This is a genomic window from Streptomyces sp. NPDC056479, from assembly GCF_042795335.1.
Lineage (GTDB): Bacteria > Actinomycetota > Actinomycetes > Streptomycetales > Streptomycetaceae > Streptomyces.
The window spans coordinates 1,188,809-1,207,201 of the sequence record NZ_JBHTRZ010000002.1 but is presented as its reverse complement, the minus strand read 5'-3'; the positions used below and the strand labels follow the sequence as shown (position 1 = coordinate 1,207,201).

At 73.1% G+C, this 18,393-nt stretch carries 13 protein-coding genes and 1 pseudogene; 6 read left to right on the top strand and 8 right to left on the bottom strand.

Annotated features, from left to right (window positions below):
- Both ACFQ6S_RS11500 and ACFQ6S_RS11495 read left to right on the top strand, forming a co-directional pair.
- Nucleotides 1-272: pseudogene (locus ACFQ6S_RS11500) on the top strand (FUSC family protein); the annotation flags it as partial.
- Between the two features lie 287 nt (nt 273-559).
- Nucleotides 560-1,606, top strand: a complete 1,047-nt coding sequence (locus ACFQ6S_RS11495; protein ID WP_383406441.1) for a lactonase family protein — start codon at nt 560-562, stop codon at nt 1,604-1,606.
- Nucleotides 1,607-1,678: 72 nt separating this feature from the next.
- Here ACFQ6S_RS11495 and ACFQ6S_RS11490 read toward each other — a convergent pair whose 3' ends face one another.
- From ACFQ6S_RS11490 to ACFQ6S_RS11475, 4 genes are all read right to left on the bottom strand, one after another.
- Complete coding sequence (locus tag ACFQ6S_RS11490; protein ID WP_383406439.1) at nt 1,679-2,602, bottom strand: sirohydrochlorin chelatase; 924 nt, start codon at nt 2,600-2,602, stop codon at nt 1,679-1,681.
- A 120-nt stretch (nt 2,603-2,722) separates the two neighbouring features.
- Entirely contained in the window at nt 2,723-3,700 is a 978-nt protein-coding gene (locus ACFQ6S_RS11485) for an N-acetylglucosamine kinase (protein WP_383406436.1), read from the bottom strand.
- On the bottom strand, nt 3,697-4,374 hold the full coding sequence (locus tag ACFQ6S_RS11480; RefSeq protein ID WP_383406433.1) for a uracil-DNA glycosylase: 678 nt from the start codon (nt 4,372-4,374) through the stop codon (nt 3,697-3,699). Before ACFQ6S_RS11480 ends, ACFQ6S_RS11485 begins: the two co-directional genes overlap by 4 nt.
- A gap of 73 nt (nt 4,375-4,447) precedes the next feature.
- Nucleotides 4,448-5,533: a WD40/YVTN/BNR-like repeat-containing protein gene (locus ACFQ6S_RS11475; protein WP_383406430.1), complete on the bottom strand. Its 1,086-nt coding sequence runs from the start codon at nt 5,531-5,533 to the stop codon at nt 4,448-4,450.
- 275 nt (nt 5,534-5,808) lie between these two features.
- On the opposite strand from ACFQ6S_RS11475, the gene ACFQ6S_RS11470 reads away from it, so the two are divergent.
- Complete coding sequence (locus ACFQ6S_RS11470) at nt 5,809-6,396, top strand: hypothetical protein (RefSeq protein ID WP_383406427.1); 588 nt, start codon at nt 5,809-5,811, stop codon at nt 6,394-6,396.
- Nucleotides 6,397-6,426: 30 nt separating this feature from the next.
- On the opposite strand, the gene ACFQ6S_RS11465 is transcribed toward ACFQ6S_RS11470, so the two are convergent.
- Nucleotides 6,427-8,100 carry a DNA alkylation response protein gene (locus tag ACFQ6S_RS11465; protein WP_383406424.1) on the bottom strand — a complete coding sequence of 558 codons (1,674 nt, stop codon included), beginning with the start codon at nt 8,098-8,100 and terminating at the stop codon, nt 6,427-6,429.
- 74 nt (nt 8,101-8,174) lie between these two features.
- Between ACFQ6S_RS11465 and ACFQ6S_RS11460 the strand changes: the two genes are divergently transcribed.
- On the top strand, nt 8,175-8,957 hold the full coding sequence (locus ACFQ6S_RS11460) for a PaaX family transcriptional regulator C-terminal domain-containing protein (protein WP_383406422.1): 783 nt from the start codon (nt 8,175-8,177) through the stop codon (nt 8,955-8,957).
- A 127-nt stretch (nt 8,958-9,084) separates the two neighbouring features.
- Here the strand turns inward: ACFQ6S_RS11460 and ACFQ6S_RS11455 are convergent, their stop codons facing one another.
- Both ACFQ6S_RS11455 and ACFQ6S_RS11450 read right to left on the bottom strand, forming a co-directional pair.
- Nucleotides 9,085-9,867 carry a pectate lyase gene (locus tag ACFQ6S_RS11455; protein WP_383406419.1) on the bottom strand — a complete coding sequence of 261 codons (783 nt, stop codon included), beginning with the start codon at nt 9,865-9,867 and terminating at the stop codon, nt 9,085-9,087.
- Nucleotides 9,868-9,898: 31 nt separating this feature from the next.
- A complete protein-coding gene (locus tag ACFQ6S_RS11450; protein WP_383406416.1) occupies nt 9,899-10,879 on the bottom strand; it encodes a polysaccharide lyase family 1 protein in 981 nt (326 codons plus the stop codon).
- A 432-nt stretch (nt 10,880-11,311) separates the two neighbouring features.
- Here ACFQ6S_RS11450 and ACFQ6S_RS11445 point away from each other — a divergent pair, with 432 nt between their 5' ends.
- Both ACFQ6S_RS11445 and ACFQ6S_RS11440 read left to right on the top strand, forming a co-directional pair.
- Nucleotides 11,312-12,568 carry a PHB depolymerase family esterase gene (locus ACFQ6S_RS11445; protein ID WP_383406548.1) on the top strand — a complete coding sequence of 419 codons (1,257 nt, stop codon included), beginning with the start codon at nt 11,312-11,314 and terminating at the stop codon, nt 12,566-12,568.
- Between the two features lie 179 nt (nt 12,569-12,747).
- Nucleotides 12,748-17,091 carry an HAD-IC family P-type ATPase gene (locus ACFQ6S_RS11440; protein WP_383406413.1) on the top strand — a complete coding sequence of 1,448 codons (4,344 nt, stop codon included), beginning with the start codon at nt 12,748-12,750 and terminating at the stop codon, nt 17,089-17,091.
- Between the two features lie 56 nt (nt 17,092-17,147).
- On the opposite strand, the gene ACFQ6S_RS11435 is transcribed toward ACFQ6S_RS11440, so the two are convergent.
- Nucleotides 17,148-18,227, bottom strand: a complete 1,080-nt coding sequence (locus ACFQ6S_RS11435) for an NADH:flavin oxidoreductase/NADH oxidase (protein ID WP_383406411.1) — start codon at nt 18,225-18,227, stop codon at nt 17,148-17,150.
- Nucleotides 18,228-18,393 lie beyond the last annotated feature (166 nt).

Below are 18,393 nucleotides of genomic sequence, written 5' to 3'. Positions count from 1 at the left end.
GGAGCGGGCTCTGGTCGAGCTTGCGCAGCCGTTGCGTACGCCGTCGGGTTCGCCGCTGGTCGGGGCCTGAGGCTGCCGTCGGGGCCGGCGCGTGCTGGCGCGTCGCGGCGGCGGTGGAGTCGCTGACCGGCGGTGCGGACGTCACCGCGGTGACCGTGCAGCCGACGGTGCTCGACCCTGCGCTGGCTCATTTGCATGGCGTGGAGCGGGCTCTGGTCGAGCTTGCGCAGCCGTTGCGTACGCCGTCGGGTTCGCCGTTGGTCGGGGCCTGAGGCTGCCGTCGGGGCCGTTCTCAGGGGCTCGAGTCGTGTTTATCGGCCATCTAGAGGGTGGATCAGGCCATCTGCCGGGTAGTCCCGCAGCCATCGGACCCACCAGCCCGCGAGCCGCGCGGGAGCGGCCCGCGGGCGAGCCCGCCGGGGGTGCGCGCGAGGCCGGGTCCCGCGAGCGGGGCGAAACAATGTCCGAACTCGCCGACGATCAGGCGACCTTGGTCTAGACCGATGATGATCCGCTGCTACCGTCAGCCCGGACGGCATCCGACCGGAAGGGGACAGCGTTGGCAGACGTCGGCAGGCGGGAGAGACGGGCCTACATCGGATCGTTCACGGCGGCCGGAGGCCATGGCATCACCACGGCGTCCGTGGCCGCGGACAACGGCGCGCTCAGCGTGCTGAGCGGCGTACGTGACGTGCCCGACCCCGCGTATCTGGCCCTGTCGCCCGACGGCGACACGCTCTACGCGGTCAGCGAGACGGCCGAGGGAGCCGTCGCCGCGTACCGCGTGACCGGGGGCAAGCCGGAACTCGCCGGATCACCGGCGCCGGTCGGCGGCAGCGGCCCCACCCACCTCAGCCTTTTCGCCGGTCACGTCCTGACCGCAAACTACGGCTCCGGCAGCGTCACCGCCCTGCCCGTCCGCCGCGACGGCACCCTCTCCGACGCCCCGCCCGTGATCCTCCAGCACACCGGCTCGGGCCCGTACACGCCCCGCCAGCAGGGCCCGCACGCCCACCAGGTGCAGCCCGACCCGAGCGGCCGCTGGGCCGTCAGCGTCGACCTCGGTACCGACTCGGTGCGCGTGTGCACGCTGACCGACGGCATGCTGGAGGTCTACCGGGAGACGGCCCTTCGCCCCGGCTCGGGGCCCCGGCACCTCGCCTTCCACCCACACCGTCCGTACGCCTACGTGGTCAACGAACTCACCCCCACCGTCACCGTCTGTCACTGGGACGCCGACGACGGCACGCTGAAGCCGCTGACGGAGACGCCGGTGCTGCCGGGAGCCCCGGCAGGCGACGCCTATCCGTCGGGAATCGTCGCCTCACCCGACGGCCGCTTCGTGTGGACCGCCACACGCGGTGAGGACGTGCTGTCCACGTTCGCCGTCGAGGCCGAGGAACTCCGGCTGGTCGGCACGGTGCCCTGCGCAGGGCACTGGCCGCGCGCGCTCACCGAGGCCGGAGGATTCCTGTACGTCGCGAACGAGCGCTCCGGCGATGTGTCCTGGTTCGCCGTCGATCCCGGCACGGGACTCCCGCGCCACGAGGGCTCCGTCGAAGTACCTGCGGCATCCTGCGTGATCGTCGGACCGGACCCCGCCTAGGCCTGACCGCATGCCGAAGGGCCCGCTCCGGCTGGGAGAGGGCCCTTCGGCGTTACGGCTGTGACGTGCGCGTCAGCGGACCGGCGTGCCCTGCGCCGACTGCGGGGCGATGCCCAGCACCGTCGTGTACTTCGACAGGGCGAGCTTGCCGATCGCCGGGTACGGGCCGAGCGCCTCCGCGGCGGAGCAGCCCGCCTCGTGCGCGGCCTCCGCGATCAGGCTCGGGTCGATCTCCGGCCCTATCAGGTACGGCGCCAGCGCCAGCTGCTGCGAGCCGGAGGACCGCAGCTGCTCGGCCACGGCCGTGATCGAGCCCTCCTGGTCCAGCGCCGCCGCCATCACCGGCACGGCCAGACGCGCGGCGAGCAGCATGCCGGTGATCCCGGCCGCCTGCACGGCCTCCTCGCCACCGACCGAGGCCAGGATGATGCCGTCCGCGGCGGTGGCCACGGTGAACAGCCGGGCACGGTCGGCGCGGGCCAGACCGGCCTCCGACAGACGCACGTGCAGCCCCTCGGCGAGCAGCGGGTGCGGGCCCAGCACATCGGTCAGATCGGCCGCGACACGGCTGTCCATCACGGCCTGGCGGATGACGCGCAGCAGCGCGTTGTCCGGACCGGCGAGCAGCGGCACGACCACCGCGACGGGGCCCTCAGGCTCCTTGGCCTCCACACCCGCGGCGAGCGCCTGCTCATAGCGGGCCGTGCGCTCCTCGGCGGCGTGCACGAGCACCGACTGGAGGGTGGGGAACTCCGCGTCGTCGCCGTCGACGTACCCGATCCGGGCGTCGAGGCCGGGGAGCTCGGAGCGGGCGATGCTCACGACCTCCTCGGCGAGGCCACGGGTGGCGGCGCTGGGCGTGCCCGGCACCGCAAGAACGAGCGCGGGCGCGCCCTCGGGAGCCGCCAACGGCTCGGGTCGGCGGTGCCGCCCGGGCTGACGAGGTCGCGGCATTCGTACTGGCAGGCCGGACGCGGGCCCAGTGGGGGAGCTCATGGCGACGCATGTTACTGGCTTCCTGGGCTCCCCTGTTCGGGGAGGGTGCAGGTGAGCGGTATCCGTCCGCTTTTGTCTGATTGAGTTACGTGCAGAGTGGAACCGGGCGGCCTAGGAGGATCAGTCCCCCTTTTCGTTCACCACGCAGAGCATCGCCTCGTCACCCGGCAGAGTGAGCGCGTCCGTCGCGAGATCGGTCGCGATGCGCACCGACCCGTCCAGCGGATCCCCGGCGGCCGGTACCGGCCGCGCGTGCGGCAGGCGCTTCGCCAACTCCTCCGCCAGAGGTACGACAAGAGGGTCGCCCATCTTGAGCAGGCCGCCGGTGAGGGCGACTTGGGGCTCTCCGGTGGCGGGGCAGACGGCGGCCGCGGAGTCGGCCATGTGCCGTGCGGCGGCCCGCAGGATGTCCCCGGCCACCGGGTCGCCGTCGGCGCACGCGGCGACCTGCGGAGCGAAGGAGGCGAGGACGGCGGGACGATCCGGGCGCGGATAGAGCCTGCCCGGCAACTCCCGCACCGGTCCGAACATCTCCTCGGCGCGCGCCAGCAGCCCGGCCGACCCGTCGGGCCGCCCGTCGTGCGCCCGCAGCGCCGCCTCCAGCCCGGCCCGCCCGATCCAGGCACCGCTGCCGCAGTCGCCGAGCAGATGCCCCCAGCCGTCCGCGCGGCGCCAGCACGTCAGATCCGTGCCGATGGCGATCAGCCCGGTACCCGCGGCGACGACGGCCCCGGCACGGGGCCCGAGGGCCCCGACGTAAGCGGTGACGGCATCGGCGACCAGCGCGACCCGTCCGATCCCGAACTCCCGCCTCAGCGCGGCCGGCAGTTCGCCGCGCAGCCCATCGCCGAGACTGGCGAGCCCGGCGGCACCGATCGCGGCCGCACCGAGCCGTCCGACACCGGTCTCCGCCGTCGACGCCCGCACCATGGGCACCAGTTGCTCCAGGAAGTGCCCGGGGTCGATGCCCCGGTCCCCGGTACGCACGGGCTCGCGGGACTCCCGCCGGGCCAGTACACCCCGGTCGACGGTGCCCACGACGACCCGCATCCCGGACCCTCCGGAGTCGACCGCGAGGAAGCCGGCGCCGGCGGTCACGGCAGGCGCCAGTCCACCGGCTGCCCGCCCTGTCTCATCAAAAGGTCGTTGGCGCGGCTGAACGGGCGTGAGCCGAAGAAGCCACGGTCGGCGGACATGGGGGAGGGATGTGCGGACTCCACCGAGGGGAGGCTGCCGAGGAGCGGCCGGAGGTTGCGGGCGTCGCGGCCCCACAGGATGGACACCAGCGGCTTGCCGCGGGCGGCGAGCGCGCGGATGGCCTGCTCGGTGACCTCCTCCCAGCCCTTGCTGCGATGGGCGCCCGGCTTCCGCGGGGCCGTCGTCAGCGCCCTGTTGAGCAGCAGTACGCCCTGCTGGGTCCAGGGCGTCAGATCGCCGTTGGACGGCTGCGGCAGTCCCAGGTCGGTGTTCAGCTCCCGGTAGATGTTGATGAGGCTGCCGGGCAGCGGACGCACGTCGGGCGCCACCGAGAACGACAGCCCCACGGCATGTCCCGGAGTCGGGTACGGGTCCTGTCCGACGATCAGGACCCGTACGTCGTCGAAGGGCTGTTGGAAGGCCCGCAGGACGTTCGGCCCGGCCGGCAGATAGGTGCGTCCCGCGGCGATCTCCGCGCGCAGGAAGTCGCCCATCGCGGCGATCCGTTCGGCGACGGGTTCCAGGGCCTGCGCCCAGCCCGCTTCGACGATTTCATGCAAGGGTCGTGGTGCCACGGGCGTCACCCTACTGCCGCACGGGCGGCCGTGATCAACCAGTGGCCAAGGCCGGCCCGTAAGCCGTGACGGCTCATGCGACCACCGCGGCCCTGACGCACAGCACGTCCGGCAGATGCGACGTCAGCTGCTGCCAGCTGTCGCCGTCGTCGGCCGACGCGAACACCTCGCCGTTGCGATTGCCGAAGTACACGCCGGCCGGGTCCGCGTCGTCCGTGCACATCGCGTCGCGCAGCACCGTGCCGTAGTGGTCGTCCTGCGGCAGCCCCGCCGACAGCGGCTCCCAGCTCCGGCCCGCGTCCGCCGTACGGAAGACACGGCAGCGCCGGTCGGCAGGTACGCGGTCGGAGTCGGCGTTGATCGGGAAGACGTACGCCGTCTCGCCGCGGTGCGGGTGCGCGGCCGCCGCGAAGCCGAACGTCGACGGCAGGCCCTCGCCGATGTCGGTCCAGTGCGCGCCCGCGTCGTCGCTGCGGTACACGCCCCAGTGGTTCTGGAGATACAGCCGGTCCGAACTCCCCGCGTCCTGTGCGATCTTGTGCACGCACTGGCCGAACTCCGGGTTCGGATCCGGCAGGAACACCGCGGAGACACCGGAGTTGGACGGCGCCCAGCTCGCGCCGCCGTCGGCCGTCCTGAACACCCCGGCGGTCGAGACGGCGACCGTCACGGCCTTCGGGTCGCGCTTGTCGGTGATCACGGTGTGCAGGCCCTCACCGCCGCCGCCCGGCACCCACTTCGACCGGGTCGGGTGCTCCCACAGGGGGCGGATGAGATCGAAGGTCTCGCCGCGGTCCTCCGAGCGGTACAGCGCCGCGGGTTCCGTGCCCGCGTACACCACGTCCGGCTCCGCGGCCGCCGGGTGCAGCTGCCACACCCGCTCCAGCGAAGCCTCCGTGTCCTTGGGGAACTTGACGGCCGGCTGGGCCGGTTCGGTCCACGTGCGGCCCAGGTCGTCGGAGTGGAACACGGACGGGCCCCAGTGTGCGCTGTCGCCGCCGGCCAGCAGCCGCGGAATCTCGCCTCTTGTGTCGATGGCGACCGAGTACACGGCCTGGGCGTTGAAGTAGGGACTCTCGTCGAACTCCCAGGTGCCACCACGCCTGCGCCCGATGAACAAGCCTTTGCGTGTGCCCACGGCGAGCAATACCTCGGTCATGCCGATCACCTCCGCGACGCCTTTGTCTCAGACAGGGGCCAGTCTGCACCCCGGCACTGACAGTCACCTCTGGAATGAGCGACGTCGCAGGTCAGCGCGGCGATGGTAGCCCGCTGCCACGAGCTGCGGGGCCCTTTCGGGAAGACGGCGACGGGCGTCGAGTGACCCGTGCCACCGTCGACTCCCGGTAGGTGCCGTGAGCATCCGCCCGCCGTCTCCCGTATGGGAGGGAGTCGGTCCGGCATGTTCGTGCGCTCATGAGGAGGAAGCCTTCGATGGCGTTCCGTGGTCCGAAGGTGTGGCTGTGGCGTTGGCGGCGCAATCCGCTCAAACGCCGGGCCGACGCGGTGGAGGCCTGGGTGCTGCTCGCCGCCTGGGTGCTCACCGCCCTCGTCGGAGTGCTCGCGGGCCTCGCGACGGCCCGCACGGTGGAGCAGGGCATGGCGAGGGAGCGTGTCGGGTGGCGGCCCGTCGTGGCCCTGCTCACCGAGCAGGCGCCGGGCACGTCCGACTCGCGCTCCGGCATGTCGAGCAGCGAGCAGGTGTGGGCGAAGGTCCGCTGGAGCGCCCGGGACGGCTCCAGCCACACCGGCCAGGCCCGCGTCCACCCCGGCAGTGGCGTCGGCACGCCGGTCACCGTCTGGACGGACCCCCAGGGCCGCCTGGTGACCAGGCCCGCCACCCCCTCCGAGGCCCGCACCCGGGCCGGCCTGGTCGGCGCTCTCGCGGGACTCTGCGCGGCGACCGTCCCGCTCGTCGCGGGCCGGGCGCTCCGCAGCCGACTGGAGAGCCGGCGTATCGATCAGTGGGGATACGAGTGGGCGCGGTTCGGGCCGTTGTGGGGTGGGCGGACCACGGGGTGACGGTGGTGAGGCCGAGCACCCCGCTTCGTCTCACTCCCCGCCCGGCAGCGCCCGTCCCAGAATCCCGTCCGTGTCTGCGGCGTCGGGCAGCGTCCCGAACGCGTACCCCCAGTCGCCGCCGAGCCGGGTCGCGCAGAAGGCGTCGGCCACCGCCGTGGGGGAGTGCCGGACCAGGAGCGAGGCCTGGAGGGTCAGGGCCATCTGCTCGACCAGGCGTCGGGCGCCGGACTCGGAGCCGGCGGCGAGCCGGCTCTTCAGGCCCGTGACGGCGGCGTCCAGCCGGGCGTCCGCCCCGCGCGCCTTCGCGAGCTCGGCGAAGAGCGCCTCGGCGGTGCCCGGCTCCTTGCTCAACGCGCGCAGCACGTCGAGGGCGTTGACGTTGCCCGAGCCCTCCCAGATCGACAGCAGCGGCGCCTCGCGGTAGTGGCGGGGCATGCCCGACTCCTCGACGTAGCCGTTGCCGCCCAGGCACTCCAGGGCCTCCGCGGTGAAGGCCGGGCCCCGCTTGGTGACCCAGTACTTGCCGACGGCGGTGGCGATCCGGCGGAACGCCGCCTCGGTCCCGTCCGCGTCGTCTCCGCGCACCGCACGGTCCGCCGCCCCGGCCAGCCGTAGTGTGAGCGTCGTCGCCGCCTCGGACTCCAGTGCCAGGTCGGCGAGGACGTTGCGCATCAGCGGCTGGTCGATCAGCCGGGCGCCGAACGCGCTGCGATGGCGCACATGGTGCCCGGCCTCGACGAGCGTCTTGCGCATCAGCACCGCCGACGACATCACACAGTCCAGCCGGGTGCAGTTGACCATCTCGATGATCGTCTTGACGCCCCGTCCCTCGGGCCCGACCAGCCAGGCGACGGTGCCGTCGAACTCGGGCTCGGAGGAGGCGTTGGAGCGGTTGCCCAGCTTGTCCTTCAGGCGCTGGATGCGGAAGGTGTTGCGGCTGCCGTCGGGCAGGACGCGCGGCACGAGGAAGCAGGACAGGCCGCCGGGAGCCTGCGCCAGCACCAGGAAGACGTCGCACATGGGTGCCGAGGTGAACCACTTGTGCCCGCGCAGGGTGTACACGCCCGGCTCGGCGGTCGGCCAGGCCGTGGTCGTGTTCGTACGGACGTCGGAGCCGCCCTGCTTCTCGGTCATCCCCATGCCCGCGAGCAGACCCCGCTTCTCGGTGGGCACGCGCAGCCCGGGGTCGTACTCCCGACTGGTCAGCAGGGGTTCGTACACCTTGGCGAGCTCGGGCTGGCGGCGCAGCACCGGGACCGCCGCGTACGTCATCGACGTCGGACAGCCGTGGCCGGCCTCGGTGTGCCCCCACACCAGCCCGCCGGCGGTCCGGGCGACATGCGCTCCGGGCCGCTCGTCCGCCCAGGGCGCCGCCGCGAGGCCCTCGCCGACCGCGACCCGCATCAGGTGATGCCAACTCGGATGGAACTCGACCTCGTCGATGCGATGGCCGTACCGGTCGTGCGTACGCAGCTCGGGCTCGTGGAGGTTGGCCTGCTCACCCCACTCCTGCGCCTCGGCGCTCCCGGCCCGCAGGCCGAGCCGCCGGATGTCCTCCTCGGCCCACCCGGCGCCCTCGCGGCGCAGCCCTTCGAGCAGGGCCGTGTCCTGCGACGCGTCGTACGGCGTCAGGGGTGGGGGCTGGTTGGTGACGTCGTGGGTGGCGTACTGCCCGGACTGCTCCTGCGCGAGTATCGAGACCATGCCGTCAGTGTTGCATTATGTCTGCGGTTGCAGCAATCCTGTAATACGCGGATCGGCACGTAAGGTACCTGGCCATGCGGAACAACGCGTCACTGCCGGCCGACGAGGTGGAGCTGCGCCCGCTGTCCGCCCGCTCGGTCGTGCTCAGCCTGCTGCTGGGTCTGCATCCGCCCGAGCTGCCGGTGAAGGAGCTGGTGCGCAGCGTGGAGCCGTTCGGGATCGCGGGCTCCACCGTGCGGGCCGCGCTCAGCCGGATGGTGGCGGCCGGCGACCTGCGGCGCACGGACACCGTCCACCGGCTCAGCGACCGGCTGCTGGAACGCCAGCGACGCCAGGACGACGCCGTCCACCCCGGAACCGGGCCGTGGGACGGCGACTGGGAGATGGTCGTCGTCACGGCCACGGGCCGGGGCCCCGCCGAACGCGCCGAACTGCGCACCGAGCTGACCCGGCTGCGCCTCGCCGAACTCCGCGAGGGCGTCTGGCTGCGCCCGGCCAATCTGCTGCGCCCCCTGCCGGACGACGTCGGCCAAGTGGCACAGCGCTACATGGCCCGCCCGGACAGTCCGGCCGCTGAGCTCGCGGCGGACCTCTGGCCGCTGGACGCCTGGGCCGGCACAGGCCGCGCCCTGCTGGCCCATGTCCCCCGTGCCCGCCGCCCGTCCGACCGCTTCACCACCTTCGCGGCCGTCGTACGGCATCTGCTCGCCGACCCGGTGCTGCCCCCCGGACTCCTCCCGTCCGACTGGCCGGGCGACCGGCTGCGCGCCGCGTACGCGGACTACCGGCGGGAGTTGGCGGAGGACGCGAGCGCGCGTGACGCGGGGGAGCCGGTCGGGGAACGCGCGCAGGCGTGACGGACGGGGACGGGGAACCGCCCGAGCCTGAGAGCCCGCACGCGCGCGCGTGCCCCCGAAACGCCCCGGCGGCCGTCCGAAGCGCCGTGCGGGGACGCTTCGGACGGCCGCCTTCACCGTGGGGGGACTACCGGTAGGTGATGTCGGAGCTGGAGTACAGGCAGTTCGTGCTGTCCGGCCCCGTTCCCACCGCCGTGTTGTTGTTGTACTTCTGGCACGGAACGACCTTGCGGCTCGAGTCGTTGAGGATCGTGATGCCGCGCAGGGTCGCCACGTCGTTGCGGTTGACGTTGATGCCGACGAGCCGGGCGGTGGAGCCCGTGCCGGTCACCTCGATGTTGCTGAGGTTGACCTTGCGCGTGTACTGCGTCGAGCAGTCGCCGCACGAGCGGTACAGCGTCTTGAACTCGCTGACCGCGAAGTTGGAGATGTTCAGAGTGCCGGGCCCGTTGTGCTGGAAGACCTTGTCGGCGGCCTTCTTGGCGCCACCGCCGGTCACCGTGTAGGTCGAGCCGCCCCGGAAGGTGGCCGCGTCCTCGCCGACGTCCTCCCACCACACGTTCTGCAGGGTGCAGTTGCCCTCGCAGTGGATGCCGTCGGCGCCGGGCGCGCCGATGATGACGTTCTTCAGTGTCGCGCCGGCCGCGAGCTCGAAGATCGGGTCCTGGCCCTCCTCCTGTCCGTCGCCGGCCAGGTCGCCGCTGCCGTAGTAGCGGACCATGCCGCCGTCCCGGACGCCGGACACCTGGATGGTCGAGCTCACCGGCTGGCTGCTGGTGGGCGTCGGCCACGTCGCGGCGTTCGCCGGTGGTGCGCCTACTGTCGTGATCATGACAGAAGAGAGGCCGAGTGCGGCCAGGCCGCCGGTCAGTGCGCGCCGGCGGGCGCGGGGCTTCGCTGGTGAAGTCATGTCCCGATGCCTTCTGTTGGGGTGGGGGTGGTCAGAGCTTTCCGGCGCCCGCGCCGGACGTCACCGAGGCGACGACGGTGGACGCGGACTCCGCGGTGTAGCCATAGGGCGGTGTGGTGAAGGTGCCGACCTGGGAGATCTCGGTCGCGGCTCCGCCGAGATCGTTGCCGCGCAGATTGGCGTGGCCGTCCACGTCACTGCTGCGGTTCGTGGTGACGGCGATCTTGGTGTCGCGGAAGACGTTGTTCTCCACGAGCAGCTGGGCGCCCATGCGCGAGTGGCAGGCGGTGTCCGCGACGGCCACGTAGTTGTTGTAGAAGTGCCCGGTGCCGAAGCGCAGGCTGGGGATGCGCGAGTAGACGTTGCTGAAGCTGTTGTGGTGGTACGTCACCTTCAGATGGCCGGTGTCCTCGCTCGCGTTGTTGTCGCTGTGACCGACGAGCGAGCCTTTGAAGTGGTCCTTGAAGGTGTTCCAGGACACCGTGACGTCGTCCGAGCCGTGATTGATGTCCAGCAGGCCGTCGTAGTGGTCCTTGTCGTGATCGCGGTCGGCCGAGAAGGAGTTGTGGTCGATCCACACCTTCGTCGACGCCTGGACCGTGATGCCGTCGGACGGCGCCACCGGCTTGCTGATGTTCAGGTTGCGCACGACGACGTTGGTGACGTTCTTCAGACGCAGTCCGCCGCCGGTGAACCCGGACGACGAACCCACGCCCAGCACCGTCGTGTTGGAGCCGACGTCGACCTGGCCGGTGAGCGAGATCAGGCCGTTGACCCGGACGGTCTTGGCCGAGCCGCCGGTCACCGCCGCCTTGAAGGCGTCCAGGGTGGAGACGGTGACCGCCGAGGCGCTGCCGCCGCCGGTCGTTCCCGCGCCGAACCCGATCGGCGAGGTCTCGGCGGCCCCGGCGGGCTGCGGCACGGTGAGAACGGCCGCGGTGGCGAGGACGGCTGCGGCTGCCGCCGCCAGTGCGGTTCTTTGCGGGAGTGCACGTGGGGGGAGAGTTCGCATGCGGGTGCGTCCCTTCGGGAGGAGCGACTCGAACATGTAGGTGAACGATGTGCGTCATGCAGAACGCCGCGCGCGGACAGTGTGGCCGTGCGGGGGGTGCGGCGAAGCGGCTCGGTCACACTGCTGAACGGAACCTAGGTGGCAAGCGCTTTCTAGTCAACGCTTCGCGCAGAAGAATCCGGTCAGCCCTGTTGGGGAGCAAGGGCTCTCGGTCGCATGGCGTGGGAGCGCTTCCATGACGAGCGTGTCCATGCCACGATTTCTCTCCCGGCGCTCTCCTGCCGGCCCGGTCGAACAGGTCCGCCGCGCACCCCCGCACACCCCGCACCATGGCCACGAGCCGCGACCAGAAGGGACCAGGACGTGCCCACCCCCACGAGCACCCCGACGCGCACCCTCACCCGCACGACCGCGCCAAGACCGCTCCGGACGCTGCTCGCCGCCCTCCTGCCGCTGCTCGCGGCTCTCCTCGTCGCAGCCCCCGAGGCGTCCGCCCGCACCGAGGCCGTCGACGCCGTCCCCACCGCGACGCTGGCCGAGGTCACCGGCTTCGGCGCCAACCCCAGCAACCTGCGGATGTACCTCTATGTGCCGGACAGAGTGACCGCCGACCCGGCCGTGCTGGTGGCCGTGCACTGGTGCACCGGCTCCGGTCCGGACATGTACAACGGCACCGAGTACGACACGCTGGCCGACCAGTACGGCTTCATCGTGATCTACCCGTCCGTCACCCGCAGCAGCAAGTGCTTCGACGTCTCCTCGCCGCAGGCGCTGAAGCGCGGCGGCGGCAGCGACCCGGTCGGCATCAAGTCCATGGTCGACTGGGTCACGCGCACCTACGGCGCCGACACCGGCCGGATCTTCGCCACCGGCATCTCCTCCGGCGCGATGATGACGAACGTCCTGCTCGGCGACTACCCCGACGTGTTCGCGGCCGGCGCCGCCTTCTCGGGCGTCCCCTTCGGATGCTTCGCCACCACCGACGGCTCCGAGTGGAACAGCGCGTGCGCCCAGGGCACGGTCACCCGCACCGCGCAGCAGTGGGGCGACATCGCCCGCGCCGCCCACCCCGGCCACACCGGTCCCCGGCCGCGCGTGCAGCTGTGGCACGGCATCGAGGACGACGTCCTGCGCCACCCCAACCTCGGGGAGACGATCAAGCAGTGGACGAACGTCCACGGCGTCGGCCAGACCCCCGCCGCCACGGACACACCCCAGTCCGGCTGGACCCGCACCCGCTACGGCGGCACCGGTGACCGCGCCCCGGTCGAGGCGATCAGCCTCCAGGGCGTCGGCCACAACCTCTACAGCCACGGAATGGCCGCCCGGGTCCTCACCTTCTTCGGTCTGGACAGCGACGGGCCCGCACCCCAGCCCCAGCCCGGCGCGTGCAAGGTGACCGTCACCACCGACGCGTGGAACACCGGCCTGACCGCCTCCGTCACCCTCACCCACACGGGCTCCGCGTCGATGAACGGCTGGCAGCTCGGGTTCACCCTGCCCGCCGGCCAGACGATCACCAACGGCTGGGGAGCCGCGTACACCCCGGCCTCCGGTGCGGTGACAGCGACCAACGCCACGTACAACGCGACGCTCGCGCCCGGTGCGAGTGTGGGCATCGGTTATCAGGCGAACCACACCGGGAGCAGCGCGGCACCGGGCGCCTTCACGCTCAACGGAGCGGCCTGAACCGCCGGTTGATCTCCCGCGGAGCACGAGGTGTCCGCCGGTGTGAGCCTGCGGACACCTCGCCCCCGGCTGCCGACGCGATCAGCCCCCGCGCAGGCGGATGACCCGCCGTTTTGCGGGAACCCGGAGCCGCAGGCAAGGCAAGATCGATCGAGGACGCACTCAGCCGAGGTCACGCAATGGTTCTGGGACTGCTCACCCGCCCGACTGCGGCCGCGGCCGCAGTGGTCGCCGCCGGTCCCCGGCTGCTGGCCGAAGGAGCCGCCCCCGCGGTGGGAGTCGCCGCGGGGGCGGTGGCAGGTACCGCCCGGGCGGGGGTGCGCAGCGTCGACACCGCCGCCCGGGTCGTGCGGGTCGCCCGCCACACGCTGCCCGGCGGACCACGCCCCTGGCGGTCCGGCACCCGGGCCCACCTCGCACTGCGGCCCGCGGAGCCGGAACGCGTACGGCGGGAGGGCGGGACCGCACGTGTGGCGCGCAGGGTCGCCGCGGAGCTGGCCGAGCGGCCGGACGTCGCCCTCGCCTACTGGGACGGCGGCCTGCGGCGGCTCGTGGTGACCGCCGTCGAGGAGTCGGTCGGTGACCTGGTCGTGGAGAAGGCGGCCGCGATCGCCGCCCGGCACGGCCTGGCACAGACGGACGGGGCGGTGGACGACGTCCCCCATCCGGCCGACCCCGCCGGGGTACGGGCCGCGGCCACCGCGCTCGCCGCCGACGGCGCCGGCATCGCGACCGCGTTCGCCGGATACGCCCTGCGCCTGCCCACCTCGCCCCGCGCGGTCACCGCGCTGGTGACGCTGCTGCGGGAGAACCCGGGCTTCCGTGGCCGGCTGCGCGCGAGGATCGGCCGCTCCCGTATGGATGTGGCCCTGGCCATAGCGAACGCCGCCGTCCACGGCGCCGGCCGGACCCCGACCGCCCTGCTGCTCGACGGCGCGCTGCGCACGCTCCAGCTGGCGGACACGGTGGCCCGCGCGGCGGCCTTCGACCAGGTCCACGACGAGGTCTGCACACCGGAGCGGAGCAGCGTGGCGGGGGACGACTTCCCACGCCCGCCGCTGCGCACCTCCCCGGCCCAGGAGTACGCCACGCACGCCGAGACCGGCAGCCTGGTCGGTGCCGCGGCCATGCTGCTGGTCAAGCACGACGGCGGCGAGGCGGCGGAAGCGGTGCTCGCGGGCTCTCCCAAGGCCGCGCGCTACGGGCCCGCCGCCTTCCACGCCGTACTGAGCTCCGCGCTGTCCCGCACCGGCGTCCTGGTCCGGGACACCGAGCGGCTGCGGCAGCTGGAGATGGCGGACACGGTCGTACTGCACCCGAGTGCGCTGCGGACTCCGGGTGCGGACGCGGACCCGTGGGCGGAGGTGGTGCTGGACGCGGCACGGCGGGCGGGGTTGCGGGTCGTGATGGTGGACGATCCGGCCCTGGCGGACTTCACGACCCTCGCCGACCAGGTCGTGCGCGACGAGCGGTCGCTGAGCGAGGTGGTGAACGCGCTGCGCGGCGAGGACGGCGTAGTCGTCGCGGTGGCACGGCCGGGGGAGGCCGACGAGGACGTACTCGCCGGGCTGCTCGCCGCCGATGTGGCCGTCGCCCTCACCGACCGGGAGGGTGCCGTCGTCTGGGGCGCGGATGTGCTGGCCCGGAACGGGCTCGCCGATCTCTGGCGGCTGCTGCGGGCGATCCCGGCCGCGCGCGGGGTCGGCCGCCGCTCGCAGGTCCTGGCCCGGTCCGGTGCCGCACTGTCCGGGCTCCTTGTGGCGATCGGAAAGTCGCAGCGGGGCCGCCGTACGCCATGGCCCGGACTGCGCCACACCCCGGTCGACGCGAGCGCCACCTGGGCCCTGCTGACCGGCACACGTGCCGCCCTGGGCGTGGCCATGGCCCGCGCCCCGCACCCCCGGCCGCGGGTGGCCTGGCACGAACTGGAGACCAGCGAGGTCCGCGAACGGCTGGAGCAGGAGACCGGCCCCGAGCCGACCCTGCGTGAACTGGTCACCGACCGCACGCGAGAGACGCTGCGGACGATGGGCCGGCAGCGCGTGTTCGCGCCGCTGAGCGGGCCGCTGCGGCTCGCCCACGCCATGCGCGGCGAACTCGACGACCCCCTCACCCCGGTGCTGGCCGTCGGCTCCGCCGCCGAGGCGATCCTCGGCTCGGTCCTGGATGCCCTGCTGGTCGTCGGCGCACTCGACCTGAACGCCCTGGTCGGCGGCGTCCAGCGGATGCGCGCCGAGCGGGCGCTGTCCGGGCTGCTCGCCAAGCAGAAGCAGAAAGCGCGCGTCACCACCGAGGACCGGTCGGCCCAGCCGCACGTGGTCGACGCCGTCAAGCTCGGGCCCGGTGACCTGATCGAGCTCCGGGCCGACGACGTGGTGCCCGCCGATGCCCGCCTGGTGTGGGCGGAGGGCCTGGAAGTGGACGAGTCCGCGCTGACCGGGGAGTCCCTGGCGGCCGCCAAGGGGACCGATCCGACGCCGGACGCCGCCGTGCCGGACCGGGAGTCCATGGTGTTCGAGGGCACGACCGTGGTGGCGGGACAGGCTCACGCCGTCGTGGTGGAGACCGGGGAGCGCACCGAGTCCGCGCGGGCCGTGGCCCTCGCCTCCCGCAAGCCGCCGTCCGCCGGAGTGCAGGGCAGGCTTCGGGAACTCACCGACAAGGCCCTGCCGTGGACCCTGGCCGGCGGCGCCGGGGTGACCGCCCTGTCGCTGCTGCGCGGCACGCCGATCCGCCGCGCCGTGAGCGGCGGGGTGGCCGTGGCCGTGGCGGCGGTGCCCGAAGGGCTGCCGCTGGTGGCGACCGTGGCGCAGCTGGCCGCGGCCCGGCGACTGAGCCGGCGCGGCGTCCTGGTGCGGGCTCCGCGCACCCTGGAGGCGCTCGGCCGGATGGACACCGTCTGCTTCGACAAGACCGGCACGCTCACCGAGAACCGGCTGCGCCTGGTACGGCTCACCGAAGCCGACGGGACGGTCCGTACGCCGGACGAGTCGGAGGCCGACAGCACGCTGCGGACCGCGGCACGTGCCTGCCCCCAGCTCAACGGCGGCTCGGACCGGCCCGTGCACGCCACCGACGAGGCCGTCCTGGACGCGGCCGCCCCCGACCCCGAGTGGACCCAGACCGAGGGCCTGCCCTTCGAGGCCGGCCGTGGCTACGCCGCCGCAGTCGGCCGGGCCGAGGACGGCGCACCGGTACTCGTGGTCAAGGGCGCCCCCGAGACGGTGCTGCCCGCCTGCTCCGGTCTGCCCTCGTCGGCGTCGGATAAGGCGCAGGCGCTGGCCGGCGACGGACTGCGGGTCCTGGCGGTCGCCCAGCGCCGGCTCGCCTCGGCCGACAAGGCGACCGAGATCCTTGAACAGCCGCTGGAGGAGCTGGACTTCACCGGCCTGCTCGCCCTCGCCGACGTACCGCGCGACACCTCCACGGCCCTGGTCCAGGGCCTGCGGGAGGAAGGCGTACGGCCCGTCATGCTGACCGGCGACCACCCGCAGACGGCACGGGCCATCGCCGCGGAGCTGGGCTGGCCCGAGGACACCGGTGTGATCACGGGTGACGAACTGGCGTCCGCGGACCGCGAGGAGCGCATGGGGATGCTGCGTGACGTGGGCGTCGTGGCCCGGGTCGCGCCCGAGCAGAAACTGCAGGTCGTCGAGGCGCTGCGGGACGCCGGGCGGGTCGTGGGCATGGTCGGCGACGGCGCCAACGACGCCGCGGCCATCCGCGCCGCCGACATCGGCGTCGGCATCAGCGCCCGCGGCTCCGCGGCCGCCCGCAACGCGGCCGACCTGGTGCTCACCGACGGAGACCTGACGGTCCTCATCGACGCGGTCGCCGAGGGCCGGGCGCTGTGGCACAGCGTCGCCGACGCCATCGCCATCCTGATCGGCGGCAACGCGGGCGAGGTGGGTTTCGGCCTCCTCGGCACCCTGCTGTCGGGCGCCTCGCCCCTGTCCACCCGCCAGATGCTGCTGGTGAACCTGTTCACGGACCTGTTCCCGGCGATGGCGGTTGCGGTGACGCCGAAGCCGGCGGAGGAGTCGGTGGAAGACGCGGACCCGGCGGCGGAGCCGGGGGAGCCGGAGGAAGACGCGGCCGATCAGCCGGACGCACGACCGGCCCCCGGCCCGGCGGCCACCGAACCCCTGGGCGCTCCCCTGATCCGCAAGATCCGGCACCGCGCCCTGACCACCACTCTGGGCGCCACCTCGGCCTGGCTGTTCGGCCGCTTCACGCCGGGCAGCGCCCGCCGCTCCACCACGATGGCGCTGTGCGCGGTGGTCGGCACACAGCTCGCCCAGACCCTGGCCGACCGGCGGGGCAGCCCCCTGGTCCGCGCCACGGCCCTCGGCTCCGCGGCCGCCCTCGCGGTCCTGGTCCAGACGCCCGGCGTCAGCAACCTCTTCGGCTGCACGCCGCTCGGGCCGGTCGCCTGGGCGGGTGTGGCGGCGTCGATCGCGCTCGCGGTGGCCGGGCAGCGCTTCCTGCCGCCGCTGGAGCGGCTGGTGGCCCACGCCCGGTGACGGGGGTTCGTCGTCGGCCCGGCCGGACGGCTCACCGCTCCGGCCGGGCCGGGTGATCAGACGGAGCGGTGGTACTGGTGCGGCACGTGCGCGTCGCCCCCGAGCTCCCGTGCCGCGTGCCGTGCCCACGACGGGTTGCGCAGCAGCTCACGGCCGAGCAGGACGGCGTCCGCCTCACCGTTGGCGATGATCTTCTCGGCCTGTTCGGCTTCGGTGATCAGGCCCACCGCCGCGACCGGCAGCGAGGTCTCGGCCTTCACCCGCGCGGCGAACGGGACCTGGTAGCCGGGGCGCACCGGGATGCGGGCGCCGGAGGCGTTGCCGCCGGTCGAGACGTCCAGCAGGTCGATGCCGTGGGCCTTGAGGTCGGCGGCGAAGCGGACGGTGTCGTCGGCACCCCAGCCGCCCTCCTCCAGCCAGTCCGTCGCCGAGATACGGAAGAACAGCGGCTTGTCCTGCGGCCACACCTCCCGGACGGCGTCCACGACCTGGAGGGCGAGACGGGTGCGGTTCTCGTACGAGCCGCCGTATTCGTCGGTGCGGTGATTGGAGTACGGCGAGAGGAACTCGTTGATCAGATAGCCATGCGCGCCATGGATCTCGGCGACCTCGAACCCGGCGGCGAGGGCACGGCGGGCGGCGTCCGCGAACTGCGCCACGATCTCCTGGATCTCAGCGACGGTCAGCTCGGTCGGCACGGGGTGCCCCTCGGCGAACGGGAGCGCGCTGGGCGCCACCGGCTGCCAGCCGTGGGCGTCCGGACCCACCGGCGCACCGCCCGTCCAGGGCCGGTCGGTCGAGGCCTTGCGGCCGGCGTGGGCCAGCTGGATGCCCGCAATCGTGCCCTGGGACTCGAGGAAGCGCGTGATCCGGCGGAACGCCGCGACCTGCGTGTCGTTCCAGATGCCCAGGTCGTACGGGGAGATCCGGCCCTCGGGGCTGACTCCCGTGGCCTCGACGACGATCAGCCCCGTGCCACCGGCCGCGCGGGCCGCGTAGTGCGCGAAGTGCCAGTCGTTGGGGGCGCCCGCGTCGGGGCCGTCGGGCGCGGCCGAGTACTGGCACATCGGGGGCATCCACACCCGGTTCGGGATCGTCACATCGCGCAGGGTGTAGGGCTCGAAGAGCGCGCTCATGGCGGACTCCATTCGTTCACGGGGGACCAGTCGTCGACTCGTACGATAGGCATCGTAGTACGGGAGATGTCAAACTACGAGAGGTGTCAAACTACGAGAGGTCTCGTACAATGGGGGAATCCGAGCGCGGGGAGATCCCGAATGCGGGAACCCGACGAAGTGGAGC